22 protein-coding genes are annotated in these 23900 nt (G+C 73.7%); 17 read left to right on the forward strand and 5 right to left on the reverse strand.

Annotated elements, in window-relative coordinates; translation table 11 throughout:
* The first annotated feature begins 289 nt into the window (after nucleotides 1–289).
* From AMK13_RS18250 to AMK13_RS18320, 15 genes are all read left to right on the forward strand, one after another.
* Nucleotides 290–3652 carry a type 2 lanthipeptide synthetase LanM family protein gene (locus AMK13_RS18250; RefSeq protein ID WP_079272258.1) on the forward strand — a complete coding sequence of 1121 codons (3363 nt, stop codon included), beginning with the start codon at nucleotides 290–292 and terminating at the stop codon, nucleotides 3650–3652.
* Nucleotides 3649–5877 (forward strand): peptidase domain-containing ABC transporter, encoded by a 2229-nt coding sequence (locus tag AMK13_RS18255; protein WP_079272259.1) that lies wholly within the window; start codon nucleotides 3649–3651, stop codon nucleotides 5875–5877. The genes AMK13_RS18250 and AMK13_RS18255 overlap by 4 nt, the downstream gene beginning before the upstream one ends.
* A 124-nt stretch (nucleotides 5878–6001) precedes the next feature.
* Nucleotides 6002–6193, forward strand: coding sequence for a hypothetical protein (locus AMK13_RS18260; RefSeq protein ID WP_049659012.1), 192 nt, complete (start codon nucleotides 6002–6004; stop codon nucleotides 6191–6193).
* 40 nt (nucleotides 6194–6233) lie between these two features.
* On the forward strand, nucleotides 6234–6422 hold the full coding sequence (locus tag AMK13_RS18265) for a hypothetical protein (protein WP_074003145.1): 189 nt from the start codon (nucleotides 6234–6236) through the stop codon (nucleotides 6420–6422).
* 35 nt (nucleotides 6423–6457) lie between these two features.
* Entirely contained in the window at nucleotides 6458–6649 is a 192-nt protein-coding gene (locus tag AMK13_RS18270; RefSeq protein ID WP_074003146.1) for a hypothetical protein, read from the forward strand.
* Between the two features lie 35 nt (nucleotides 6650–6684).
* Nucleotides 6685–6879 (forward strand): hypothetical protein, encoded by a 195-nt coding sequence (locus tag AMK13_RS18275; RefSeq protein WP_074003147.1) that lies wholly within the window; start codon nucleotides 6685–6687, stop codon nucleotides 6877–6879.
* A 22-nt stretch (nucleotides 6880–6901) separates the two neighbouring features.
* Nucleotides 6902–7096, forward strand: coding sequence for a hypothetical protein (locus AMK13_RS18280; RefSeq protein ID WP_074003148.1), 195 nt, complete (start codon nucleotides 6902–6904; stop codon nucleotides 7094–7096).
* 203 nt (nucleotides 7097–7299) lie between these two features.
* Nucleotides 7300–7722 carry a hypothetical protein gene (locus AMK13_RS18285; RefSeq protein ID WP_049659008.1) on the forward strand — a complete coding sequence of 141 codons (423 nt, stop codon included), beginning with the start codon at nucleotides 7300–7302 and terminating at the stop codon, nucleotides 7720–7722.
* Nucleotides 7723–7801: 79 nt separating this feature from the next.
* A complete protein-coding gene (locus AMK13_RS18290; RefSeq protein ID WP_181970381.1) occupies nucleotides 7802–8347 on the forward strand; it encodes a hypothetical protein in 546 nt (181 codons plus the stop codon).
* Entirely contained in the window at nucleotides 8340–9530 is a 1191-nt protein-coding gene (locus AMK13_RS18295; RefSeq protein WP_074003149.1) for an MAB_1171c family putative transporter, read from the forward strand. The genes AMK13_RS18290 and AMK13_RS18295 overlap by 8 nt, the downstream gene beginning before the upstream one ends.
* A gap of 160 nt (nucleotides 9531–9690) precedes the next feature.
* The gene (gene dnaE / locus AMK13_RS18300; RefSeq protein WP_074003307.1) at nucleotides 9691–13257 is read left to right on the forward strand and encodes a DNA polymerase III subunit alpha; all 3567 of its coding nucleotides are present in this window, start codon (nucleotides 9691–9693) and stop codon (nucleotides 13255–13257) included.
* 164 nt (nucleotides 13258–13421) lie between these two features.
* Complete coding sequence (locus tag AMK13_RS18305) at nucleotides 13422–13895, forward strand: nucleoside deaminase (RefSeq protein WP_049650233.1); 474 nt, start codon at nucleotides 13422–13424, stop codon at nucleotides 13893–13895.
* Nucleotides 13896–13999: 104 nt separating this feature from the next.
* Complete coding sequence (locus tag AMK13_RS18310; protein WP_074003308.1) at nucleotides 14000–15040, forward strand: zinc-binding alcohol dehydrogenase family protein; 1041 nt, start codon at nucleotides 14000–14002, stop codon at nucleotides 15038–15040.
* A gap of 99 nt (nucleotides 15041–15139) precedes the next feature.
* Nucleotides 15140–16264, forward strand: a complete 1125-nt coding sequence (locus AMK13_RS18315) for a DUF5954 family protein (RefSeq protein WP_074003150.1) — start codon at nucleotides 15140–15142, stop codon at nucleotides 16262–16264.
* Nucleotides 16265–16443: 179 nt separating this feature from the next.
* Nucleotides 16444–18249, forward strand: a complete 1806-nt coding sequence (locus AMK13_RS18320) for a hydroxysqualene dehydroxylase (RefSeq protein ID WP_079272260.1) — start codon at nucleotides 16444–16446, stop codon at nucleotides 18247–18249.
* 65 nt (nucleotides 18250–18314) lie between these two features.
* Here AMK13_RS18320 and AMK13_RS18325 read toward each other — a convergent pair whose 3' ends face one another.
* From AMK13_RS18325 to AMK13_RS18335, 3 genes are all read right to left on the reverse strand, one after another.
* Nucleotides 18315–19598: a HEAT repeat domain-containing protein gene (locus tag AMK13_RS18325; protein WP_074003152.1), complete on the reverse strand. Its 1284-nt coding sequence runs from the start codon at nucleotides 19596–19598 to the stop codon at nucleotides 18315–18317.
* Between the two features lie 165 nt (nucleotides 19599–19763).
* The gene (locus AMK13_RS18330) at nucleotides 19764–20426 is read right to left on the reverse strand and encodes an NADPH-dependent F420 reductase (protein WP_274538691.1); all 663 of its coding nucleotides are present in this window, start codon (nucleotides 20424–20426) and stop codon (nucleotides 19764–19766) included.
* A gap of 135 nt (nucleotides 20427–20561) precedes the next feature.
* The gene (locus AMK13_RS18335) at nucleotides 20562–20759 is read right to left on the reverse strand and encodes a nuclear transport factor 2 family protein (protein WP_074003154.1); all 198 of its coding nucleotides are present in this window, start codon (nucleotides 20757–20759) and stop codon (nucleotides 20562–20564) included.
* A gap of 99 nt (nucleotides 20760–20858) precedes the next feature.
* On the opposite strand from AMK13_RS18335, the gene AMK13_RS18340 reads away from it, so the two are divergent.
* Nucleotides 20859–21326 carry a nuclear transport factor 2 family protein gene (locus tag AMK13_RS18340; RefSeq protein WP_074003155.1) on the forward strand — a complete coding sequence of 156 codons (468 nt, stop codon included), beginning with the start codon at nucleotides 20859–20861 and terminating at the stop codon, nucleotides 21324–21326.
* Between the two features lie 35 nt (nucleotides 21327–21361).
* On the opposite strand, the gene AMK13_RS18345 is transcribed toward AMK13_RS18340, so the two are convergent.
* Nucleotides 21362–22105: an SDR family NAD(P)-dependent oxidoreductase gene (locus AMK13_RS18345; RefSeq protein WP_074003156.1), complete on the reverse strand. Its 744-nt coding sequence runs from the start codon at nucleotides 22103–22105 to the stop codon at nucleotides 21362–21364.
* Nucleotides 22106–22158: 53 nt separating this feature from the next.
* Nucleotides 22159–23034 carry an SDR family NAD(P)-dependent oxidoreductase gene (locus AMK13_RS18350; RefSeq protein WP_074003157.1) on the reverse strand — a complete coding sequence of 292 codons (876 nt, stop codon included), beginning with the start codon at nucleotides 23032–23034 and terminating at the stop codon, nucleotides 22159–22161.
* A gap of 81 nt (nucleotides 23035–23115) precedes the next feature.
* Between AMK13_RS18350 and AMK13_RS18355 the strand changes: the two genes are divergently transcribed.
* Nucleotides 23116–23841 (forward strand): TetR/AcrR family transcriptional regulator, encoded by a 726-nt coding sequence (locus AMK13_RS18355; protein WP_074003158.1) that lies wholly within the window; start codon nucleotides 23116–23118, stop codon nucleotides 23839–23841.
* Nucleotides 23842–23900: the final 59 nt, after the last annotated feature.

The raw sequence follows: 23900 nt of genomic DNA on the forward strand, positions 1-23900 counted from the left end.
CCCGCCGCAGAGGCGTGGGCAGCGCTCAACACCCCAAGCGTGAGGCACGGTTCGGCCTTCACGGCACGACCGGCCTGCCCCTGCTGGCAGCTGAGATGAATGACTTGGGCATTGCCGTTCACACCACTTGACGGGCCGCCGCAAGCCGAGCAGACTCGCATCGCGGCACCAGCTGACATGAATCCTTGAAAGACAGCCATTCACACCAGCTGCCATTGCCTGCCCGTTCCCGGCAGCGTCCGCCTGCCCGCCTCCGGATCGCCCGTCCTCCGCGCCCCAGGAGTCCAGCATGCCCTCGAACACCCCGCCCGATGCCGCGGCCGCCGCCCCGCCCTGGTCGCGCGTCAACCGCGCACCCCTGACCGGGAGTTGGTGGGCCCGCGGCCTGTGGCTGGCCGAACGCCTGAGCGGCGAGGGCGACCCGCCCGCCCCGGTCGCCGACAACCCGGCGGAGGGCAGCCTCGGCTGGCGCGCCGACCGCCGACTGGCCCGCTGGCGCTCGGCGTTCACCGACCACGCGCCGGACACCGCCGAAGCCCAGGCCCGCGCGCTCGGCATTGACCCGCCCCTGCTGCGCCGGCTGCTCGCCGAACACCCCGACAGCCTGGCCGCGCGCACCGCCAAACCGGCCTGGGCCCGGTTCGTCGAGGACGTCGTCGCCCGCGCACCACGGCTGCCCCCGGCGCCCGACGGGGAAGACACCACGGAACACGCCGAGGGGCACGACGGAACGCACCGGCACGGCTTCGCCGACTTCGCGGCCGTCGTCGAACCCTTCCTCGCCGAGGCCCTCCACCTGCTGGAGGCACCCGCCCGCACCGCGGACGCCACCGAGCCCTCCGCCGCCGTCCTCGCGGCGGTCCGGCGCTCGCTCACCGCCGGCCTGCGGGACCAGCTGGTGTCCGTCCTCGGCCGCACCCTCGTCCTCGAACTCCATGTGGCCCGGCTGTCCGGCCAGTTGAGCGGCGACACCCCGCAGGAGCGCTTCCACGCCTTCATCGCCTGGCAGCGGGAGCCCGAGCGGCTGGCCGCGCTGCTGGACGAGTACGCCGTCCTGGCCCGGCTGCTGGCGTGCGCCACCCGGAACGCCGTCCACGCGCACCGGGAGTTCCTCGACCGCTTCACCGCCGACCGGCCCGCACTGGTCGAGCGGCTCTTCGCCGGACGCGACCCCGGCGAGCTGACCGAGGTGCGCACGGGCCGCGGCGACGGCCACGAGGCGGGCCGCTCGGTCGCGCTGCTGACCTTCTCCTCCGGCGCGCGGCTGGTGTACAAACCCCGGCCGCTGGCCGTCCACGAGCACTTCAACGCCCTGGTCGACTGGTACGACACCGTCCTGCCGGGCCCCGGCCCGGGCACCGTGGCGGTGTGGGACCGGGGCGGGTACGGCTGGATCGAGTACGTGGAACCGGCGCCGTGCGCCGACCACGCGGCCGCCGAGCGGTTCTACCACCGCCTCGGGGCGCTGCTGGCCCTGCTCTACGCGACCGCCGCCACCGACTTCCACTTCGAGAACGTGATCGCCGTCGGGGAGCACCCGGTCGCCGTCGACCTGGAGTCCCTGTTCCACGTCGGCGTGCCCCACCTGACCGGCAGCCCGCTGATCGACGACGACCCGGCGCAGCACCTGCTCGCCCACTCGGTGCAACGGGTGGGCCTGCTGCCCTCGGTACTGGTCGGCGACGGCGGCGCGGTGCTGGACGTCGGCGGGATGGGCGCCGACAAGGGCGCCGTGATGCCCTTCAAGTCGCCCACCTGGGAGGGCGACGGCACCGACGAGATGCGCCTGACCCGGGTGCAGCGCGCCTTCGAGGGCAGCGCGAACCGGCCGCGACTGGACGGCCGGGACGTCGACCCGGCCGACCACCTGGCGTCCCTGCGGGCGGGGTTCGAGGCCGGCTACCGCGCCATCGCCGCCCACCGCGGGGCGCTGCTCGCACCGGACGGCCCGCTGGAGCGCTTCCGCGAGGACACCTGCCGCACCATCGTCCGCGCCACCCGGGTCTACGCCCACCTGCTGGGCGAGAGCACCCACCCGGACGTCACCCGAGACGCCCTCGACCGCGACCGGGTGCTCGGGCTGATCTTCGCCCAGTCCGCCGGGAACCCCGCCCAGCGGCCGCTGCTGCGGCTCGAAGCCGAGGACCTCTGGAGCGGCGACGTCCCGCTGTTCCGCTCCGTCGTCGGCTCCCGCGACCTGCGCACCCACCGCGGCCGGTCGCTGCCGCGGGCACTGCCCGAGTCGGGGCTCGACCGGGCCCGGCGGATCGTCGCCGCCATGGACGAGCACGACCTGGCCACCCAGGACTGGATCATCCGGGCCGCCTTCGCCGCCCGCGCCACCACCGGGGGAGCCGACGGTGCCGCACCCGCGGGCACCGACCCGCGCCCGGCCGGGCCCGCCACCGGCCCGGACCGCTCCCCCGGCGAACGCGCCCTGCGCCTCGCCCGGTCCGTCGCCGACCGGCTGCTGGCCGACGCGCGCCGCGACGGCGGGCGGGCCGGCTGGCTCGGCCTCGACCTGAGCCGGGACCAGTGGCGGGTCACCGCCCTGCGGGACGACCTGTACGGCGGCTACCCCGGGACGGCGCTGTTCTTCGCCCAGCTCGCCGCCGTCACCGGGGAGGAGCGCTACGCGCGGTGGGCGCGGCGGATCCTGGCACCGTTCCCGGAGCACCTGGCCCATGTGCTGCGGCACACGCCGAAGCGCTCCTGGGGGGCGTTCGGCGGCCTCGCGGGCACCGCGTACGCGCTCGACTGCGCCGCCGTGCTGCTCGACGACCCCGCCCTGGCGGAGCCCGTACCGGGCCTGTTCACCGCGGCGGCCGGCACCCTGGACGACGACCGGCAGCTCGACCTGATCGGCGGGGCGGCCGGCTGCCTCGCCGTGGCCGAGGCGCTGGCGCACCGGTACGGCGCCGCCGCGCACGACTGCGCCCGGCGCTGCGCGCGGCTGCTGGTGGAGAAGGCCGAGGCGCACCCCGGCGGCACCGTCGCCTGGCGCACCGCGATGCCCGCCGCACGGCCGCTGCTCGGCATGTCCCACGGCGCCGGCGGGATCGGCTGGGCACTGCTGCGGCACGCCGCCCGCACCGGGGACGCGGCCGCGCTGCGCACCGGCCGGGCCGCGCTCGCCTACGAGGAGGCCGGCTACGACCCCGAGGTCGACAACTGGCCGGACTACCGGGAGCAGGCCCCCCGGCCCTGGCGGGCCACGCCTCCCCCGGGCACCTTCGCGGCCGTGCACGCCTGGTGCCACGGCGCCCCCGGCATCGGACTGCTCCGGGCCGACCTGCCCGCCGGGGTCCGCACCCCGTCGAGCGACCGGGCACTGCTGCGCGCCGTGCGGTCCACCGCCGACGCCAGCCAGATCGGCGACGACAGCCTCTGCCACGGCACCCTGGGCAACCTGGAGCTGTTCGCCGCGGCGGCCCGCGCCGGGGTCGCCCGGGCCCGGGACGACCACTCCCGGACCCGCGACGCCCTGCTGGCCGCGATCGAGGAGCGCGGACCGGTCTGCGGCACCCCGGGCGGCATCGTCACGCCCGGCCTGATGACCGGCCTGGCCGGCATCGGCCACGGACTGCTGCGGATCGCCGCGCCCGAGCGCGTCGCCCCCGTGCTGCTGCTCGCCCCGCAGGAGGCCCCGTGACCGCCGCGTCCGACCCCGCCCGGCCGGCCGCCCCCGCCCGGGAGCGCTCCCGGCGGCGCGCCCACCGGGTGCCGCAGCGGCTGCAGTTCACCCGGACCGAGTGCGCCGCCGCCTGCCTGGCCATGGTGCTCAGCCACTACGGACGGGACTCCACGGTGGCCGACTGCCGCCCGCTGCTCGGCGCGGGACGCGACGGCGCCTCGGCGGCCGTGCTCGTCGACGCGGCGCGGCAGGCCGGGCTGACCGTCCGCGTCGACCGCGGCCCCGCCGCGCTGGAGCAGCCGCTGCGCGGCCCGGTCATCGCCTACCTGCGGACCCACCACTTCGTCGTCCTGGAGCGGGTCGACCGCCGGTCGGTCCGCCTGGTCGACCCGGCCGGCGGGCGCCGCCAGATCTCCCGGCAGGACTTCGACGGCCTGTACGGCGGCGTGACGGTCGCCCTGGAGCCGGGCGAGTCCTTCGAGGAGCGGCACACCCCGCTGCGCGACCGCCCGATGGTCCGCTACCTGCGGCGCTTCCTGGCCGCCCCGGGCGGCCGCTCCCTGCTCGCCCTGACCGCCCTGGTCACCGGACTGCTGCAACTGCTGGGCCTGGCCGTCCCGTTGCTCACCCGCACCGTGGTGGACTCGCTCCTCCCGCAGCACCGCACCGACCTGCCCGTCCTGCTGGCCCTGTCCGCCGTCGGCATCGCCCTGCTCACCGGACTGCTGACCGCCCTGCGCGCACTGGCGCTGCTCGCCCTGCGCCGGCGCGGCGACCTGGTGCTCACCCGCTCCTTCGTCGAACACCTCTTCCGGCTGCCGCTGCGGTTCTTCCTCGAACGGGGCCGCGGCGACCTGCTGATGCGCACCTCCAGCGTCTCCAGCACCCGGGAGACCCTGACCCAGCAGCTGATGACCGTGGCCCTGGACGGCGTCCTGCTGGTCGGCTACCTGGTCGCCGTCGTGCTGCTGCAGCCCCTCTACCTGCTCGCCGTCGCCCCGCTGTTCCTGCTCCAGCTGCTCCTGGTGGTCCACGCCCACCGCCGACTGCGCAACCTCGCCCAGCTGGAGCTGGTCGCCAAGGCGGAGGAGCAGAGCTACCTGGTCGAGGCGCTGGAGGCGATCCTGCCGCTCAAGGCGAACGGCGTGGAGAGCCGCGCCGTGGAGCACTGGCAGGGGCTGTTCACCCGCTACCAGGGCGCGATGCTGCGGCGCGGACGCGCCACCGCCGGGCTCTCCGGGGCGCAGCGGGCGATGACCTCGCTCGGGCCGCTGCTCATGCTCGGCGTCGGCGCCTGGATGGTCATGACCGGCCGCTCCACCCTGGGCACCATGCTGGCCGCGAACAGCCTGGTGCTGTCCGTCCTGGCGCCGCTGGAGACCCTGTCGACCACCGGTCAGCTCTACCTCACCGTCAACGCCCAGGTGGAACGCCTCTTCGACGTCCTGGACGCCCCGGCGGAGACCGGCGGCCGGCTGCGGCTCACCACCCGGAAGGCGACCTCGGTGGACGTCCGCGCGCTGACCTTCCGCTACCAGGCGTCCGGCCCGCCGGCCCTCAGCGGGATCGACCTGTCCGTCCCCGCCGGCGGCAAGCTCGGCATCGTCGGCCGCACCGGGTCCGGCAAGAGCACCCTGGCCCTGCTGCTGCTCGGGCTGCTCCCGCCCGACGAGGGGACGGTGCGCCACGACGGCGTGCCGATCGACCGGCTCGACCTCGCCGACCTGCGCGCCCACTGCGGCGCCGTCCTCCAGGAGCTGAGCCTGTTCGGCGGCAGCATCCGGGACAACCTGACCCTCGGACGGCCCGACGCCGAGGACTCCGAGGTGGTCCGGGCCGCGCGGATCGCCGGGCTGCACGAGGACGTGCTGGCCCTGCCGATGGGGTACGACACGCCCGTCGGCGAGAGCGGGTCGGCGCTCTCGGCCGGCCAGCGCCAACGGGTCGCCCTGGCCCGGGCCCTGGTGCACCGGCCGCGGTTGCTGCTGCTCGACGAGGCGACCAGCCACCTCGACCCGCAGACCGAACGCCATGTCGACGGCGCGCTCGCGGAGCTGGCCGTCACCCGGATCGTCGTCTCCCACCGGCTGAACGCCGTGCGCAACGCCGACCAGATCCTCGTCCTCGAACACGGCCGGATCGTCCAACGCGGCCGCCACGACGAGCTGATCGAGCAGGAGGGCGCGTACCGCCTGCTGTTCGGCGCGGCCGACACCGACGTGCGCCCCGCCGCGAGCCGCTGAAGCCGACGGGCCACCGTTCCGACGGACCACCGTTCCGACGGGCCGCTCGACGCCCGTCCCCACGAACCCCGGTCGGCCGCCCGGCCGTCCGGTCGAGGAACCACCACCGAGAGGCAGGAACGCCATGAGCGACAACAGCACCGCCCGTGCTTGGAAGGACCCCGAGGACGCGGCCCGCGCCGTCGCCCCCGCCCACCCGTCCGGCGAGGTCGACCTCGGCCTGTTCGTCGGCGGCCTGTCCGACGAGGAGGGCGGCAGCGAGGCCCTCGGCACCGGCGGCTGCTGCCCCACCTGGGCCACCGGCACCCACTGCTGACGGCCCGTACCCCCCGACCCGGAGCGGAAGGAGTCGAACCATGAGCGACGAGGAGACCGTCCGGTCCTGGAAGGACCCCGAGACGGCCCGCACCACGCCCGGCCACCCGCTGGGCGAGCCCGACCTCACCGCCCTCAGCGGCGGCGAGGAGCCGGTGACCGTCTTCGAGATGTGCACCGGCCAGACCGCCTGCGGCACCTGCGGCGGCTTCACCTTCGGCTGCTGCTGAACGCCCCTGCCGAACGACCCCGAAGGAGTCGAACCATGAGCAACGAGGACATCGTCCGGTCCTGGAAGGACCCCGAGACGGCCCGCACCGCCCCCGGCCACCCGGTCGGCGAGCCCGACCTCACCGCCCTCAGCGGCGGCGAGGAGCAGATCACCGTCTACGACATCTGCACCACCAACCAGACCGGGTGCGGCACCTGCGGCAGCTTCAGCTTCGGCTGCTGCTGAACGCCCCTGCCGAACGACCCCGAAGGAGTCGAACCATGAGCAACGAGGACATCGTCCGGTCCTGGAAGGACCCCGAGACCGCCCGCACCACGCCCGGACACCCGCTGGGCGAGCCCGACCTCACCGCCCTCAGCGGCGGCGAGGAGCAGATCACCAACAACGACCTCTGCAACAACACCGAGCGGAGCTGGTGCAGCACCTGCGGCGCCTTCACCCTCGGCTGCTGCTGAGCGGCCCGGAGGGAGTCGGACCATGAGCGACGAGGAGACCGTCCGGTCCTGGAAGGACCCCGAGACGGCCCGCACCGCCCCCGGTCACCCGCTGGGCGAGCCGGACCTGACCGCCCTCAGCGGCGGTGAGGAGGCCTTCACCAACAACGATTTCTGCAGCAGCACCGACCAGAGCTGGTGCGGCACCTGCGGCAGCTTCAGCTACGGCTGCTGCTGACCCGCGCACCGCCTCGCACCACCCTGCACCATCCCGCACCGGGCGTCGGGTCCGGCCCTCCCCCGAGGGCCGGACCCGCGTTCGTCCCCCGGGGACGGCACCGCCCGACGCCGGGGCGACGCCCGAAGCTACGATGGTTACCCGGTGGCCGGCCCCGCGTTCCAGTGCCGCCGGGACCGGCAGTGGCGGCGCAGGAGGCGGAGATGGCGGAACCCGGGGCGAGCACGCTCGCCGAGAAGATCGAGACACTGTTTCGCACGGTCCGGCGCCCCAACCGGGAGCAGTACAGCAACGAGGACGTGGCGCGCGCCTGTCGCGAGGCCACCGGCGAGACCTTCTCGGCCACCTACCTGTGGCAGCTGCGCACCGGCAAGCGCGACAACCCGACCAAGCGCCACCTGGAGGCGCTGGCCGGGTTCTTCCACGTCTCCCCCGCCTACTTCTTCGACGACCGCTCCGAGGAGATCGTCGCCGAACTCGCCCTGCTGGAGGCGCTGCGGGACGCCGGCGTACGGAACATGGCGCTGCGGGCGGTGGAACTCTCGCCCGAAGCCCTGGACACCGTCTCCGATGTGATCGAGACTATCGCTCGCCGGGAGGCTGCCAGGGGGAAGCCCTCCCCGTGAGCACGACGTGGTGCCGCCGAGGGGACACCCGCAACGGCTGACCGGCCACGTCGGCCCCGGCGGACTGGGGAGGCGCGCGTTGCGATGGATCCGACGCCACGGCGGACTGATGCGGCGATGTCGCGCGATCAGCGAATCACTGGACCTGCCCGACCCGTTCGACGCCGCCGAGCTCGTCGCCCGCCTCGCCCGCGCCCGCGGCCGTCCGATCGACCTGATCGCCGTGCCCGCACGGCCCGGGGCGCCCTGCGGGCTGCTGGTGACGACCGGCCAGGCCGACTACATCGTGTACGCCGAGGACACCAGCGAGGTGCACCGCCAGCACATCCTGGTGCACGAGTACGCCCACCTCCTGCTGGGCCACGCCGACGGCCCCTCGCCCGACCCCGGGCTCACCCGCGGCCTGCTGCCGCACCTGTCCCCGACCCTGGTCGGGAAGGTCCTGGGCCGCACCGTCTACCTCGAACCCCAGGAGCGGGAGGCCGAGTTGCTCGCCTCGCTGATCCTCAAACGCGCCCTGCTGCCCGGCGGCCGGGCGGCCAACGCCCAGTCCCGCGACGCCGAGTGGGCGCAGCGGCTCTCCCCGCTGCTGGGCCGGCGCCGCCCGACGGGCCCGCATGACTGACCCCGTCCTCGCCTGCGCCGCGGTCTTCCTGCTCGGCCTGAGCACGTACCGGTTCTTCGCCGGCCGGCACCGCGGCACCACGCCGGCCCTGCGCTACACCTGCTGCTTCGCCTGGTGCTTCGGCGCCTCCCTGGCGCTGATGGCCGGCCGGACGGGGGCGGACATCGACCACGGGACGGGCCTGGCGGGCCTGTCCTGGATGCTCACCGACCACCTCAAGATGGGCTCCGCCGGCTTCCTCGCCCTGGCCGCCGTCTCGCTGCGCCGCCCCGCCGCCGACGCCCGGGCCCTGCGCCGCCGCCAGGCCGGCGTCGCCCTCGCGGTCCTCGTGGCGACCGTCCTGTTCCTGCTCGCCCGGATCACGGAGGTCGACGGCCAGTTGGTGGCCACCGGCGGCGCCGGCCCGGCGGCGCTGGCCGGCTACGACCTGGTCAGCGTCGGCTACGTGGTCGGCTGCCTGGTCACGCTGCTGCGCCAGACGTTGTCCTGGACGCGCCAGGCCGACACCGCGGCCCTGCGCACGGCCCTCGTCCTGATCACGCTCACCGCCGCCGTCGGACTGCTCTGGACGGCGTGGGGGCTGGACGACGTCCTCGGCGCCCTGCGCTCGGGCCGACAGCAGAGCACCGAGGACCCCGTCTCGCTGGCGCTCGGGCGGCTGTGCGCGGTGCTGCTGCTGGCCGGTGCGACCACCCTGCTGTGGGCGCGCGCCGGCCGCGCCGCCCGGCGCTGGCGGGCCGCGTACCGCAGCTACCGGTCACTCGGCCCGCTGTGGCGGGCCCTGCACGCGGTCTTCCCGCAGATCGCCCTCGCCGCCGGCCCGCTGCCCTTCGCCGACGCCGAGCTCGCGCTCTACCGCCGGGTCATCGAGATCCGGGACGGGCTGCTGATCCTCCGCCGCTACCGCACCGGCGAGACGCCCCCGGCGGGGCCGGAGCAGCCGCGGGGCGGCGGCGCCCGGGCCACCGACGCCGCCGCGCGGGCCGAGGCCGCCCGGATCGCCGCCGCCCTGGTCCGCGCCCGCGCGCGGGCGGACACGCCCGCCGAGGCCGCCGACCCGCCGCAGGCCGAGCCGTCCCTGCCGCCCAGCGCCGGCCTCGAGGCCGAGACCCGCTGGCTGACCCAGGTCGCCCAGGCCCTGCGGACCATGCCGCCGCTGCCCGTCGGCCGCACCGCGGGCTGACCGGAGCGAGGGCCGGCCGCACTGGCCATGACCCCGTCAAGGAACCGACAGGGCCCCGTCAAGATCGCGGCGGCGGGCCCGCGGGGCTGCGCGTCGGCGTCGCGGACCCGATAGGGTGGACCGCTTCCCCGTCCGCGTCCCGCCCCAGGAGCACAGCGCCGTGTCCGACAGCTTCGCGCACCTGCACGTCCACACCGAGTACTCGATGCTGGACGGCGCCGCCAAGAACGGCAAGCTGTTCGCCGAGGCGGAGAGACAGGGCATGCCCGCCATCGCGATGAGCGACCACGGCAACATGTTCGGCGCGTACGAGTTCTTCCACGCGGCCGCCAAGACCGGGGTGAAGCCGATCATCGGCATCGAGGCGTACGTCGCGCCGGCGTCGCGCTTCCTGAAGAAGCAGGTGTTCTGGTCCCCCGGCGGCCAGCGCCCGACCGGCTCCGACGGCGAGGGCGGCAAGGACGTCTCCGGCGGCGGCCGCTACACCCACATGACCATGTGGGCGCAGAACGCCACCGGCCTGCGGAACCTCTTCAAGCTCTCCTCGCTCGCGTCGATGGAGGGCTACTACATGAAGCCCCGCATGGACCGCGAGCTGATCGCCGCCAACGCGACCGGCATCATCGCCACCACCGGCTGCCCCTCCGGCGAGGTCCAGACCCGGCTGCGCCTCGGCCAGTACGAGGAGGCCGTCAAGGCGGCCGGCGCCTACCAGGACATCTTCGGCAAGGAGAACTACTTCCTGGAGCTGATGGACCACGGGCTCTCCATCGAGCAGGACGTCCGCGAGGACCTGCTGCGCCTGGCCAAGCAGCTGAACATCCCGCTGCTGGCCACCAACGACTCGCACTACGTCACCGCCGACCAGGCCGACGCCCACGACAGCCTGCTCTGCGTCGGCGTGGGCAAGAACAAGGACGACCCGAACCGCTTCAAGTTCAACGGCAGCGGCTACTACGTCAAGACCGCCGAGGAGATGCGCGAGCTCTTCCGCGAGCTGCCGGAGGCCTGCGACAACACCCTGGCGATCGCCGAGCGGGTGGAGTCGTACGAGGAGGTCTTCACCTACGTCGACCGGATGCCGCAGTTCGACGTCCCCGAGGGCGAGACCCAGGCCTCCTTCCTGCGCCAGAAGATCGCCGCCGGCCTCCAGCACCGCTACGGCGACAACCCCAGCCAGGAGGTGCTGGACCGGGTCGAGCTGGAGATGGGCGTGATCACCCCGATGGGGTTCGACGCCTACTTCCTCGTGGTCGCCGACATCTGCCAGTACGGCCGGGACAACGGCATCCCGGTCGGCCCGGGCCGTGGTTCGGCGGCCGGCTCGATGGTCGCCTACCTGACCGGCATCACCCAGCTGGACCCGCTGGAGCACGACCTGCTGTTCGAGCGGTTCCTCAACCCCGAGCGCATCAACCCCCCGGACGTCGACATCGACTTCGACGACCGCCAGCGCGACCAGATGGTGCGCTACGTCACCGACAAGTACGGCTCCGCCTACACCGCGCAGGTCAACACCTTCGGCACGATCAAGGCCAAGGCCGCCGTCAAGGACGCCAACCGCATCCTGGGCTACCCCTTCGCCATGGGCGACCGGATCACCAAGGCGATGCCGCCGGACGTCATGGGCAAGGGCGTGCCGCTGGCCGACCTGTTCAACGACAAGCACCCGCGGTACAACGAGGGCACCGAGATCCGGGCGCTCTACGACAACGAGCCCGACGTCAAGAAGATCATCGACACCGGGCGGGGCATCGAGGGCCTGATCCGCGGCACCGGTGTGCACGCCGCCGCCGTCATCCTCTCCTCCACCCCGCTGCTCGAACTGATCCCGCTGCACATGCGGGACAAGGACGGCGTGATCATCACCGGCTTCGACTACCCGTCGTGCGAAGCCATGGGCCTGATCAAGATGGACTTCCTGGGTCTGCGGAACCTGGGCATCATCGACCACTGCATCAAGATCGTGAAGGCCAACCGGGGCGTCGACGTCGACATCGAGAAGATCCCGATCGACGACCCCACCACGTACCAGCTGCTGGCCCGAGGCGACACCCTCGGCGTGTTCCAGCTCGACGGCGGCCCCATGCGCGCCCTGCTCAAGCTGATGAAGCCCACCGAGTTCGCCGACATCTCCGCCGTCTCCGCGCTGTACCGGCCCGGCCCGATGGGCATGAACTCGCACACCAACTACGCCCTGCGCAAGAACGCCCAGCAGGAGATCATCCCGATCCACCCCGAGCTGGAGGAACCGCTCAAGGACGTCCTCGGCCCCACCTACGGCCTGATCGTCTACCAGGAGCAGGTGCAGCGAGCCGCCCAGGTGCTGGCCGGCTACTCGCTCGGACAGGCAGACCTGCTCCGCCGCGCGATGGGCAAGAAGAAGAAGGAGGTCCTGGAGAAGGAGTTCGTCCCCTTCCACGCCGGCTGCAAGGAGCGCGGCTACTCCGACGAGGCCATCCAGGCGGTCTGGGACGTCCTGGTCCCGTTCGCCGGCTACGCGTTCAACAAATCGCACTCCGCCGCGTACGGGCTGGTCTCCTACCAGACCGCCTACCTCAAGGCCAACTACCCCGCCGAGTACATGGCCGCCCTGCTCACCTCCGTCGCCGACGACAAGGACAAGATGGCGATCTACCTGGCCGAGTGCCGGCAGATGGGCATCAAGATCCTCTCCCCCGACGTCAACGAGTCGGTGGTCGACTTCACCGCCGTCGGCAGCGACGTCCGGTTCGGCCTCAAGGCGGTGCGCAACGTCGGCGTGCCCGTCATCGAGTCCCTGGTCGGCACCCGCGAGGAGAAGGGCAAGTACACCTCCTTCGCCGACTTCCTGGACAAGGTCGAACTGGTGGTGTGCAACAAGCGCACCGTCGACTCCCTGGTCAAGGCGGGCGCCTTCGACTCGCTCGGCCACACCCGGCTCTCGCTCAGCAGCGTGCACGAGAACGCGATCGACGCCGTCACCGGGCTGAAGAAGCAGCAGGCCATCGGACAGGACGACCTGTTCGGCGCCCTCGACGCCGGCGAGGGCGGCGGGCCCGGCATCGGACTCGACTTCCAGCTCACCGAGAACGAGTGGCCCCGGCGCCAACTCCTGGCCCTGGAACGCGAGATGCTCGGCCTCTACGTCTCCAGCCACCCGCTGGACGGCGCCGAGCACATCCTCTCCCAGAACCGCGACAGCTCGATCGCCCAGCTCCTCGACTCCGGCCGCTCCGAGGGCGAGGTCCGGCTCTCCGGGCTGATCACCGGCGTCGACCGGCGGATCAACAAGGCCGGCAACGCGTGGGCGATCATCACCCTCGCCGACCGCGACGGCTCGGTCGAGGTGCTGTTCTTCCCGGCGACCTACAACCTCATGGCCGAGCAGATGATCGAGGACAACGTGATCTCGATCCGCGGCCGGCTCAACGAGCGCGACGGGTCACTGAGCGTCTTCGGCCAGGAGATCACCACCCTCGACGTCTCCTCCGCCGAGCTCGGCACCAAGCCGCCCGTCCAGATCACCGTCCCGGCCGCCCGGATCAACCCCCAGGTGGTCGCCGAGCTCAAGCTCGCCCTCCAGAACCACCCCGGCGACGTCCCGGTCCGGCTGCGCACCACCAACTGGGACAAGGACACCCTCTACGAGCTCGGGTTCCGGGTGAACCCGGACAACGGGCTCGCCTCGGACGTCAAGACCCTCCTCGGCAACCGCTCCTGGGCGGGGGCGGCCGTCCGGTCCTGATGCTGCCGTGCCCGGCCCGGCCCGGTCCGTTCCTCGGACTGGGCCGGGGACCGGGTTCGGTGGTGCCATGGAGGTGGGCGGACGGCCGGGCCGGCTCGTCGGCCTCCCGCCCGCCCCGCCCCAGCCGCTCCACCCCGCCCGCTCCACGCCCGAGGAGTACGCCGATGCCCGACCACACCCGCACCCACCTGCTCGCGGCCATCGAACTCGCGGCCTCCGCCCGCGCCCACGGCAACCACCCCTTCGGCGCACTGCTGACCGACGCGTCCGGCGGCGTCCTGCTCACGGCCGAGAACACCGTGCTGACCGACCACGACGTCACCGCCCACGCGGAGACCAACCTGGTCCGGGCGGCCTGCCGCGCCCTCGCCCCGCACCAGCTCACCGAGACCGTCCTGTACACCAGCACCGAGCCGTGCGCGATGTGCGCCGGCGCGATCTACTGGAGCGGCATCCGGCGGGTGGTCTACGCGCTCGCCGCCACCGAACTGAACGCCATCGCGGGAGCGGACCCGGACGAACCGGTGCTCGACCTGCCCTGCCGCCTGGTCTTCGCGGCCGGCGGCAACACCGTCGAGGCCTCCGGCCCGCACCTGTTCGACGAGGCCTCCGCCGTCCACACGGGGTACTGGGGCTGACCGGCCACGCCGTACGCGGCCTGGCGGGGCGTGGGGCACCGTGGGTACATACGGAGCGTGACGCCGGGCGATCCGTGGGCCCGGCGGACCGGCAGGAGGCCGCGATGACCACGAGGGAACCCCTACCGACGGAGACCGGGGCCTGGGTGGTGGACCGCCCCGGGCCGGTCGGCGGGCCGGGACCGGGCCCGCTGGTGTGGGAGCGCCGACCGCTCGACCCGCCCGGGCCGCAGGAGATCCTGGTCGAGGTGGAGGCCTGCGGGGTGTGCCGCACCGACCTCCACCTCGCGGAGGGGGACCTCTCCCCCAGGATGGCGAGGCGCACACCCGGGCACGAGGTGGTCGGGCACGTGCTGGCGGCCGGGTCCGAGGTCGAGGAGTTCACCGTCGGGGACCGGGCCGGGGTGGCCTGGCTGGCCCGGACCTGCGGCGGCTGCGGGTACTGCCGCGGCGGGCGCGAGAACCTCTGCCCCGACTCCCGGTACACCGGCTGGGACCGGCACGGCGGCTACGCCGGGCACGTCACCGCGGACGCCCGCTACGCCTACCGGCTGCCCGAGGGCCCGCCCGCCGAGGAACTCGCCCCGCTGCTGTGCGCCGGGATCATCGGCTACCGGGCCCTGGAACGGGCCGAACTGCCGACGGGCGGGCTGCTCGGCATCTACGGCTTCGGCGCGTCCGCGCACCTGACCGCCCAGATCGCCCTCGCCCGGGGTGCCCGGGTGGCCGTGTTCACCCGCTCCGAGGCGGCCCGACGGCTCGCACTGGAACTCGGCGCCGCCTTCGCCGGCGACTCCTACGACCCGCCCCCGCAGCCGCTGGACGCGGCCGTCCTCTTCGCCCCGGTCGGCAGCCTCGTGCCCGCCGCCCTCACCGCGCTGGACCGCGGCGGCACGCTCGCCGTGGCCGGCATCCACCTCACCGACATCCCGTCGCTGGACTACCAGCGGCACCTCTTCCAGGAGCGCACGCTGCGCAGCGTCACCGCCAACACCCGGGCCGACGGCCTGGCCTTCCTGGCGGAGGCGGCCCGCGCCCGCCCGGTGGTCCACGTCAGCCGCTACCCCCTGCGCCGGGCGGACGCGGCGCTCGCCGACCTCGCCGCGGACCGGGTGACGGGCGTCGCGGTGCTCGTACCCGAGTAGCGCGCCACCCGGAGCGGCACAGCGGTGACCCGCCCCTTCGGAGTGACAGGAGGGGCCGTTTGACTGCGCTCGGTGGCCGACCGGTTGCATCATGTGCGCATGGTGAACTTCCCTGACGATGTCCCCGGTTACCTCTCCATCAGGATGGCCGCCCCCACCGAGCCGGTGGCGGGGATGGCGGACGTCGAGGCGTGGACGGCCCGCGACAGCTATCCGCAGATCCTGTCGGCCGGGAGCAGGGCCTTCGGCGTCGCCCGTGAACTGCCCACGGGCGGCTGGGCCCTGCGCACCTCGATGGCCGAGGTCTACCCGCAGTCGGCCCGCGACGACCTGGGCATGGTCTGCCGCGAGCAGGCCGGCCGGGCGGAGCGGGCCGGCGACACCGCGGCGCAGCAGCGCTACCTGGCCGCGGCCGGGCGGCTGGAGTGGGAGAAGCTCGACGAGGTCGAACTGGACGTCCGCTACCGCGTGGTGCGGGCCGAACGGTACATCCGCAGCGGTCCGGACGGCCCGGAGCCGCCGCGCTCCACCGACCCCGACGACCACCGCAAGCGCCCGCTCGCCGAAGCCCTGGATCCGGCCGCCGGCTTCGTCATGGACCCCGCCCTGCCGACCGGGCTCTCCACCGGCATCCTCAAGACCGACCTCATCCAACTGGTGCCCACCGCACGCGACTTCCCGCCCGAGGTCCGCCGGGACGCACTGCGTTCCAGCACCACCCACCCGGGTGTGGTGCTGCTGCCGGCCGCCTTCGGCGTCGCGGAACGGGTCGACGGCCGGTGGCGTCCGGTCGGCGTCATGGACGCCCCCACCCCCTTCCGCGCCCGGGACATCCTGTCGATGCGGCTGCGCGTGACCGAGCCGGTCGAACGCCGGCTGAGCGACCGGCAACGGGCCCGCTACGCCGAGGCGGCGGACCGGCTCGAAGCCGAGCAGGGCTTCGAACTCACCGTCGAGGACCGGCTCCTGCGGATCATCCGGGTGGAACGCGCCGTCCGCTTCGGCCCGGACGGACCCGAGGGCCCCCGCCCCTCCGACCACGACCCCGAGGATCCGATCCTGGTGATGGACCAGAAGCTGCGAGCGCAGGGCATCGTCCCCGACGAGGACGATGACGAGCCGATCGTCCTCGACGAGTCCGCGCGGGAGTTCCAGCGCCTCTTCGAGGCCGAGATGGCCCGGCGCGGCACGCCGCTCCCACGCTTCGAGAACGACGAGGCGTAGGACGGGCCCACCCCGTCGAACACCCCTCCACCACCCTGGCCCGGGACGGGTGACCGGCACCCGTCCCGCTCGTTGCACACCGGGGGGTCATCCCAACCGCTCGGGGTGACCAAGGAGCCGGAGGTGCGCGCAGCATGGGGTTGGCCGAGGGTTCACAGGACGGTTCGCACGAGGATGCGGTGAGCGGGCGGACCCGACGCCAGTTCCTCACCCGCGCCGCCGCGTTGGGCGGGGCGCTGGCGGTCGGTCCCGCCGCCGGCGCCGCCTCGCTCCCGCGCGGCGCGGGCACCATCGCCCGCGGCGGCGCCGGGCGGACCGTGGCGGTCCTCGGCGGCGGGGTGTCCGGGCTGAGCGCGGCGCACGAACTGGCCGAGCGCGGCTACCGGGTGACGGTGTACGAGTACTACGCCGCGCTCGGCGGCAAGGCCCGGAGCATGGACGTGCCGGGCGGCGCGAGCGGTGGACGCCGAGCGCTGCCGGGCGAGCACGGCTTCCGGTTCTTCCCCGGCTTCTACCGCAACCTGCCGGACACCCTGCGCCGCATCCCCTACCCGGGCAACCCCGGCGGCGTCCACGACAACCTGCGCGACGCCACCCAGGCGCTGCTGTCCTTCGACGCCCCGCGCCCGGGCCTGCTGCTCCCGTTCCGGACCCTCACCCGCCGCCCGCTCGACCTGGGCGACCTCGCCCCGGACGCCCTGCGGCGGACCCTGACCGGCGCGCTGGACGAGGTGCTGCACCTGCCCGCCGACGAGCTGGCCTACTTCGTGGACCGGGTCCTGGTCCACCTGACCAGCTGCGACCTGCGCCGCGAGCAGCAGTGGGAACGGGTGCCGTGGTGGGACTTCATCAGGGCCGGGCGAATGTCCCACGACTACCAGCGCCTCCTCGGGGTCGGCGTGTCCCGGGACCTGGTGGCGACCCGGGCCGAGCAGGCCAGCACCCGTACGGTGGCCCGCACCATCATCGAGGCCTTCCTGCTGAACGGGCTGCTCGGGCGCGGCGTCGACGGACAGCTCGACCGGGTGCTCAACGGCCCCACCAGTGAGGCCTGGATCGACCCGTGGGCGGCCCACCTCTCCGCACTGGGCGTCGAGTTCCGGACCGGCACCGAGGTCCGGGAGGTGCTGTACGGCGAGGGCCGGATCACCGGGGTCCTGGTGGCACCGGCCGGCGGCGGCGCCCCCGAGACGGTGCGGGCCGACTACTACCTCAGCGCACTGCCGGTCGAGCATGCCCGCACCACCTGGGGCCCGCGCCTGCGCGCCGCCGATCCCCAACTGGCGCGCTGCGACGCGATCGGCACGGACTGGATGACGGGCATCCAGTTCTACCTGCGCCGCCCGCTGCGGCTGGTGCACGGCCACGCCATCTGCCTGGACTCCCCGTGGTCGCTCACCACGGTCAACCAGGCGCAGTTCTGGGACCGCGACTTCGCGGCCGCCTACGGCGACGGCACGGTGCGCGACTGCCTCTCGGTCTGCGTCTCGGAGTGGGACCGTCCCGGCATCCTCTACGGCAGGACGGCCAAGGAGTGCACCCGCGAGGAGGTCGCCCGCGAGGTCTGGGCGCAGTGCCGGCGGGCCCTCGACCGGCCGGGCGCCGGTTGGCCGACGGACGCGGACGTGCACTCGTGGTTCCTCGACCCGGCCGTCACCGGCCTGGGCGGGCCGGCCCCGGCCAACCGCGAGCAACTCCTGGTCCACCCCGCCGGCACGCTCTACCACCGGCCCTCCGCCGCCACCGCCGTCGGCAACTTCTTCCTGGCCGGCGACTACGTCCGCACCGACGTCGACCTGGCCACCATGGAGGGCGCCAACGAGTCCGCGCGCCGCGCCGTCAACGCCCTCCTGGACGCCGACGGTTCGCCCGCCGAACGCTGCCGGATCCAGCTGCTCTTCCGTCCCCCTGAGCTGGAGCCCCTCAAGCTGGTCGACGAGGCCCGCTACCGCCTCGGCCTGCCGAACACCTTCGACCTCGGCTGACCCGGCCCGCCCGGACACAAGGGTACGGAGCGGCGGCGATCCAACAGGTCCCGCGCGGGCGTTCCCTACCCAGCGGTGGCCGGCGCCTCCAACTCTTTCCGGCGCTGCTCGTACCGCGAGGGCGCGCCGAGTATCCAGGACCAGGCCTCGTACTCGTCGACGGTCCCGACCCGGGCGGCGCCGTCGACGCAGCGCGGATCGTCCCGTTCGGCGAGTCCGAAGACGGCCCAGATGCGGGTCACCTGGTCCTCGTCGTCGAGCAGTTCGGCGAGGACCTCGCCGACCGCGCTCGCCGGTTCCCCGCTCTCCGCGAGCTGATGGGCGACAAGTCGGCGAACAGCGGCGTCGTTGTCCCGAGCCAGTACGCGCATGGCATCCAGCCCCTCGGACGCGTAGGTCCACCGCCCCGAACGGTCCGCGACCGTGTGCTCCAGGGTCGCGGGCACTCGGGCGCGCACCTTCGAGGCGGGGTGCGCGAGAAAGGACAGGCCGAGGGGCTCGATCCTCGGGTCCTCGTGCTGGCTCAGGCCGACCAAGACCTCGGCCAGGACGTCCGCGTGGTCCCCCTCCGCCGCCCAGTCGAGGAGGAACTCCAGCGTGCGCTGCTCGAACGGGCTCGGGTCGGCGGACATGGGGTCACCGAGGAAGAGGGATGTCAGGAGCTCCGCACCGAAGCGGCGACGCAGGGGATCGGGGTGGGACCGCAGTGCCACCGCGGCCTCCCACGTCTCGTCGTCCTGCCTCTCGGCAAGCGTGCTGATGATCTCCCCCCAGACGGCGTGCTCCCGGTCGGGGTACGCGAGGGCGCACGCGCGGCCGGCCAACTCGTCGACTCCCAAGCGGAGTCCGAGATGCTTCTCGAGGAGAGTGAGGATTCCTGTGTGGCCGTCGCGGACGGTCGTTTCGCCGAGTCGGATCTCGTGGTAGTCGGTGGACCATTCCCTGTCCCGGACCCGGACCCACTCGACCGGACCCGAGGAGCCGGTCCGTTCCCGCAGCATGCCGACCGCGCCCGTCTCGTGCCACTGCCGGGCACGTGCCAACAGTTCCGCGCGAGTGTCCTCACCGAGCAGCGCCGCCTCGCCGAGCAGGCCGTGGGCAAGACCGACGGAGCCGCTGTCGACGGCCCGCAGCCGCGGGGTGGTCCCATCGGGCAACCGACGGTCCACATCCGCGCCGCCCTCCACCAGACAGTCGGCTGCCAACGAGTCGAACGCGGCGATGGCCAGGCAGAGTGCAGGGGTTCCCTGCTCGTCGACGGCATTGGGATCCGCCCCGTCCTCCAGGAGCATCCTGACCGCGTTCTCGTCCCCTCTCCGCACCGCCGAGATGAGTGGATCCTCGCCCATACCCCTAAGCCCCCGTTACTCTCGATCGCCGGCCGTCAGAACAGCAGCAGGCCCGCAGGCGCGTGGTCGGCCAAGAGCTTCCACACGCCCCGGGCCGGAGCCAGGGTGACGGACAGGCCGACGATGTCGCCGCCCCTGGCGGGACAGTCTGTCACGGCCGGTCCTTCAACGGTCGGCCGTGATCGCCGCTCGGGCCTGGTCGGCGCCGACCACCTCGCCGTCGAGGCCGGACTGGTGCAGGTCCCCGCCGGGGGCTTCGATGCGTCCGGCGTCGGCCAGGCCGCCGGCCTTCACCGGGTCGAATCCGGCCGTGCGGATCAGCCGCTCGACGGCCGCCGCGGCGTGCTCGTCGTCGGTGGCGTAGAGCAGCGCGGCCCGCTGCGGGGTGCGGTTCGCGCTCGCGGCGAGCGCCTCGGCGGCGAGGGTGCCGAACGCCTTGACGTAGTGGGCGCCCCCGGGCAGGAGCGCGGCGACGACGGACCCGGCCGACTGCCCGTCGGGCAGGGACCGCACCATCCGGCCCTGGTCGTCGAAGGCGATCGGGTTCGACGGGTCGACCACGACCTTGCCCACGAGCTGCGGCGAAACCTGCGGGATCAGCTCCTTGATGGTGTCGAGCCAGACGGCGAACACGACGGTGTCGGCCTCGGCGACGGCGTCCCGGACGGTGGCGGTGTGCGCGAGCGGTCCGAGCTCGTCCGCCAGCTCCTGGGCCCGCGACGCGCTCTTCCCCGTCAGGACGATGTGCTCTCCTCCGGCGACCAGGTGCCGGGCGACAGCGCCGCCGATGTTGCCCACGCCCACGATTGCGGTGGTCATGTTCCTCAGCCTTCCTCTCCGCGAATGTAGGGGTCAGGTGTTCCTCGGATGCCCCGGAGGTTGTCGGGCAGTAGCCCGAATGCCTGAGACGCCACCCGGTCGAGGGTGGTGGGGTTCCCGGCGGCGAGGCGGGTCCGGTGGCTCCTACGCGCGGCCGCTGTGCGGCCAGCCCTGGGCGTCGAACACGGCGGTGGGGTCGAGGTAGTCGCGCCAGTGCGCCACCTTGCGGTCCCTGACGGTCACGACGGAGACGAAGCGGTTGTCGTAGGGCCGCCCGGTGAGCCGGCGCAGCACCAGAGCGTAGTCGGCGGGGGTACCGGCGGCGACCGCGCCGTCGACCACGTCTCCTGGTCGGTGTCCTCGTGGCGGACGGGGCGCGGTTGAGGAGCCCGGCCTCCGGTGCTCTGATTCAGGTGTCGCACCCGTCCGGAGGGAGTCACCGTGTCGCCCCACGATCCGATCCCGCCCCAGGAGGCCGCGGACCGGCTGGCCATCCGGGAGCTCGTCGACGCCTACGCGCACTGCGCCGACCGCCGTGACGCCGAGGGGCAGATGGCCCTGTTCACCGAGGACACCCGCTTCCTGGTCTTCATGGACGCCACCGCGGCCGAGCCGACCCAGGAACTGCGCGGCCGCGACGCCCTGGCCCCGGTCTTCGACAACCTGAACACCTACCGGGCCACCACCCACTTCAACGGGCAGAGCACCGTGGTCCTGGACGGCGACCGGGCGAGCGGCGAGAGCTACTGCCTGGCCCACCACGTCTCCTACGGCACGGACGCCGAGCGGTCGATCATGATCGCCTCGATCCGCTACCTGGACCGGTTCGTCAAGCGCGACGGGGAGTGGTTCTTCGCCGAACGACGGCTGATGGTCGACTGGACCGAGACCCGCCCCAGCACCCCCTGAAGCAGGCAGGCCGGGGCGCGGCGGGCCTCGTCCCGTCAGGCGAGGAATCCGCCGTCGACGGCGAGGTGGCTGCCGTTGACGTAGGCGGCGTCGTCCGACAGCAGGAACGCAATGGCGGTGGCGATCTCGCGCCCGGTGCCGACCCGGCCCATGGGGATGCCGGTCCCGGCGACCCGCCTGGTGCCCTCGGGGTTGGCCCGGGTCATCTCGGTGTCGATGACGCCGGGTTGGAGTTCGTTGACGCGCACCCCCTGGCCGCCGAACTGGATCGCGGCGGTGCGGGTCAGGCCGCGGATGCCGTGCTTGGCGCTGGAGTACTCGGCGGTGGGGCCGCCGCGGTCGGCGAACACGCTGGAGACGTTGACGATCGCGCCGCCGCCCGAGGCGAGGATCGCCGGGATCTCGTACTTGATGCCGTAGAAGAGGCTGTTGAGGTCGATGTCGACGGTGCGCCGCCACTGCTCGGGGGTCATGTCGGGCAGCGGGGTGAAGTCGCCGGAGACCCCGGCGTTGTTGACGGCGTAGTGCAGCGCGCCGAACGCCTCTACCGTGCGGGCGACCGCCCGCTCGTTGTCCTCGGGGCGGCTGACGTCACCGGGGACGGCGAGGGCCCGCCCGCCCGCGGCGGTGATCTCGGCGACCACCTCGGCGAGCCGGTGCTCGCGGCGGCCGACGACGGTGACGGCGGCGCCGCGCCGCGCCAGCAGGAGCGCGGTGGCGCGGCCCATGCCCGAGCCGGCGCCGGTGACCAGTGCGGCCTTGCCGTGGAACGGTCGCATGTCCGGGTTCTCCCTTCGGGACCTTGGGACTTCGGGACTTCGCGGCGGGCGTCTCAGCCGTTGGCCGGCAGGTCGACGGGGTAGGCGGCGCCGGTGTCGGCGGACGCGGAGACGGCCTGCCAGACGGTGGCCTCGGCGAGCTGGCCGCGGGAGTAGTCCAGCGCCATGTCCGCGGCGCCGGCGCCCAGGAGCAGGTGGGTGGGCAGCCGGTCGGCGTGGACGATCCGGACGAGGATCTGCGCCGCGCGGTCGGGGTCGCCCACGGCCGCCCCGCCGCCGCGCAGGAGGTCGGCGAGGGCGCCGACGGTGGCGCGGTAGTCGGCGGGTACGTCGTCGACCTCCATCGAGGCCCCGGCCCAGTCGGTGGCGAACCCGCCGGGCTCGACGACGAGGTAGCGGATGCCCAGCGGCGCGGTCTCGGCCGCCAGGACGCGGGTGAAGCCGTCCACGGCGAACTTCGCCGCCTGGTAGGAGCCGAGCCCCGGGGTGGCGCCAACGCGCCCGCCGACGGAGGAGAACTGGATCACGATGCCGCCACCCTGTTCCTTCAGCAGCGGGATCGCGGCCTTGGAGACGTGGTAGACGCCCCAGAAGTTGGTGTCGAACTGGCGGCGGAAGTCCTCCTCGTCGGCGGTCTCGACCGGGGCGAGGTTGGCGTACCCGGCGTTGTTGACCACGACGTCGACGGAGCCGAAGGCCGTACGGGCGGCGGCGAAGGCGGCCTGGACCGCGGCCGGGTCGGTGACGTCCAGGGCGACGGGCAGGACGCGGTCGCCGTAGCGGGCGACCAGGTCGTCGAGCTGCTCGGGCTTGCGGGCGGTGGCGACGACCCGGTCACCGGCCGCCAGGGCGGCCGAGGCCAGGGAGCGGCCGAAGCCGCGCGAGGAGCCGGTGATGAACCAGGTGCGGGTGTCGGTGTGAGTGCTCATGGATTTAGTGAAACACCGTTGCGCTAATAACGCAACGCCGGATCGTTATTAGCGCAACCACGTTTCGCTAGACTCGACGGCGTGACCGACTCCGACTTCCAGCGCGCCCGCACCCCCGAGGCCAAGCGCGCCCGCGAGGACGCGATCCTCGCCGCCGCCGCACGCCTGGCCACCGCCAACGGCGTCCGCGAGGTGACCGTGACCGCCATCGCCGACGAGGTCGGCATGCACAAGTCCGCGATGCTGCGCTACTTCGAGACGCGGGAGGACATCTTCCTGCGGCTCGCCGCCGAGGCCTGGCAGGACTGGTCGGCCGAGGTCCGCGACCGCCTCGCCGCCCTCACCCCGTGCGAGACCGCCGCGGACCCCGAATGGGCCCACGGAGCCCACTCGATCGCGGGCGTCCTGGCGCAGTCGCTGGTGGCCCGCCCGCTCTTCTGCGACCTGCTCGCGCACACCCCGTTGAACCTGGAGCGCAACGTCTCCCTCGACACGGTCCGCGCGTTCAAGGTCCGCGCCATCGCCGAGGTGGACGCGGTCGGCGCGACCCTCGGCTCCATCGCCCCGCTCGGCGCCGACCACGCCCGCAGCGTCGTCACCACCGCCACCTCGATGGCCGGCGCCCTGTGGCAGATGGCCGCCCCCGGCACCCGCCTGCGCGCCTTCTACGAGACCGACCCCGAGCTCTCCCACTCCGTCGTCGACGTCGAGCCCCGCCTCACCGACATCCTGGCCGCCCTGCTCACCGGCTACGCCGTCGCCGCCACCCGGCGCACGGAGGACGGATGGCCCCACGACACGCCCTGACCCCCGCGCCGCTCCACCCCGGCCTCCGCCCCACCCCGGCCTCCACCGCGCCCCGGCCT

Origin of the sequence: Streptomyces sp. CB02056 (assembly GCF_001905545.1) — a bacterium.
Classification (GTDB): Bacteria; Actinomycetota; Actinomycetes; order Streptomycetales; family Streptomycetaceae; genus Kitasatospora.

What these genes read in the sequence shown, in the direction of transcription:
- AMK13_RS18250 (WP_079272258.1), top strand. Translation starts at nt 290, where the DNA reads ATGCCCTCGAACACCCCGCCCGATGCCGCGGCCGCCGCCCCGCCCTGG.
- AMK13_RS18260 (WP_049659012.1), top strand. Translation starts at nt 6,002, where the DNA reads ATGAGCGACAACAGCACCGCCCGTGCTTGGAAGGACCCCGAGGACGCG.
- AMK13_RS18265 (WP_074003145.1), top strand. Translation starts at nt 6,234, where the DNA reads ATGAGCGACGAGGAGACCGTCCGGTCCTGGAAGGACCCCGAGACGGCC.
- AMK13_RS18270 (WP_074003146.1), top strand. Translation starts at nt 6,458, where the DNA reads ATGAGCAACGAGGACATCGTCCGGTCCTGGAAGGACCCCGAGACGGCC.
- AMK13_RS18275 (WP_074003147.1), top strand. Translation starts at nt 6,685, where the DNA reads ATGAGCAACGAGGACATCGTCCGGTCCTGGAAGGACCCCGAGACCGCC.
- AMK13_RS18280 (WP_074003148.1), top strand. Translation starts at nt 6,902, where the DNA reads ATGAGCGACGAGGAGACCGTCCGGTCCTGGAAGGACCCCGAGACGGCC.
- AMK13_RS18285 (WP_049659008.1), top strand. Translation starts at nt 7,300, where the DNA reads ATGGCGGAACCCGGGGCGAGCACGCTCGCCGAGAAGATCGAGACACTG.
- AMK13_RS18295 (WP_074003149.1), top strand. Translation starts at nt 8,340, where the DNA reads ATGACTGACCCCGTCCTCGCCTGCGCCGCGGTCTTCCTGCTCGGCCTG.
- AMK13_RS18305 (WP_049650233.1), top strand. Translation starts at nt 13,422, where the DNA reads ATGCCCGACCACACCCGCACCCACCTGCTCGCGGCCATCGAACTCGCG.
- AMK13_RS18310 (WP_074003308.1), top strand. Translation starts at nt 14,000, where the DNA reads ATGACCACGAGGGAACCCCTACCGACGGAGACCGGGGCCTGGGTGGTG.
- AMK13_RS18315 (WP_074003150.1), top strand. Translation starts at nt 15,140, where the DNA reads ATGGTGAACTTCCCTGACGATGTCCCCGGTTACCTCTCCATCAGGATG.
- AMK13_RS18325 (WP_074003152.1), bottom strand. Translation starts at nt 19,598, where the DNA reads ATGGGCGAGGATCCACTCATCTCGGCGGTGCGGAGAGGGGACGAGAAC.
- AMK13_RS18345 (WP_074003156.1), bottom strand. Translation starts at nt 22,105, where the DNA reads ATGCGACCGTTCCACGGCAAGGCCGCACTGGTCACCGGCGCCGGCTCG.
- AMK13_RS18350 (WP_074003157.1), bottom strand. Translation starts at nt 23,034, where the DNA reads ATGAGCACTCACACCGACACCCGCACCTGGTTCATCACCGGCTCCTCG.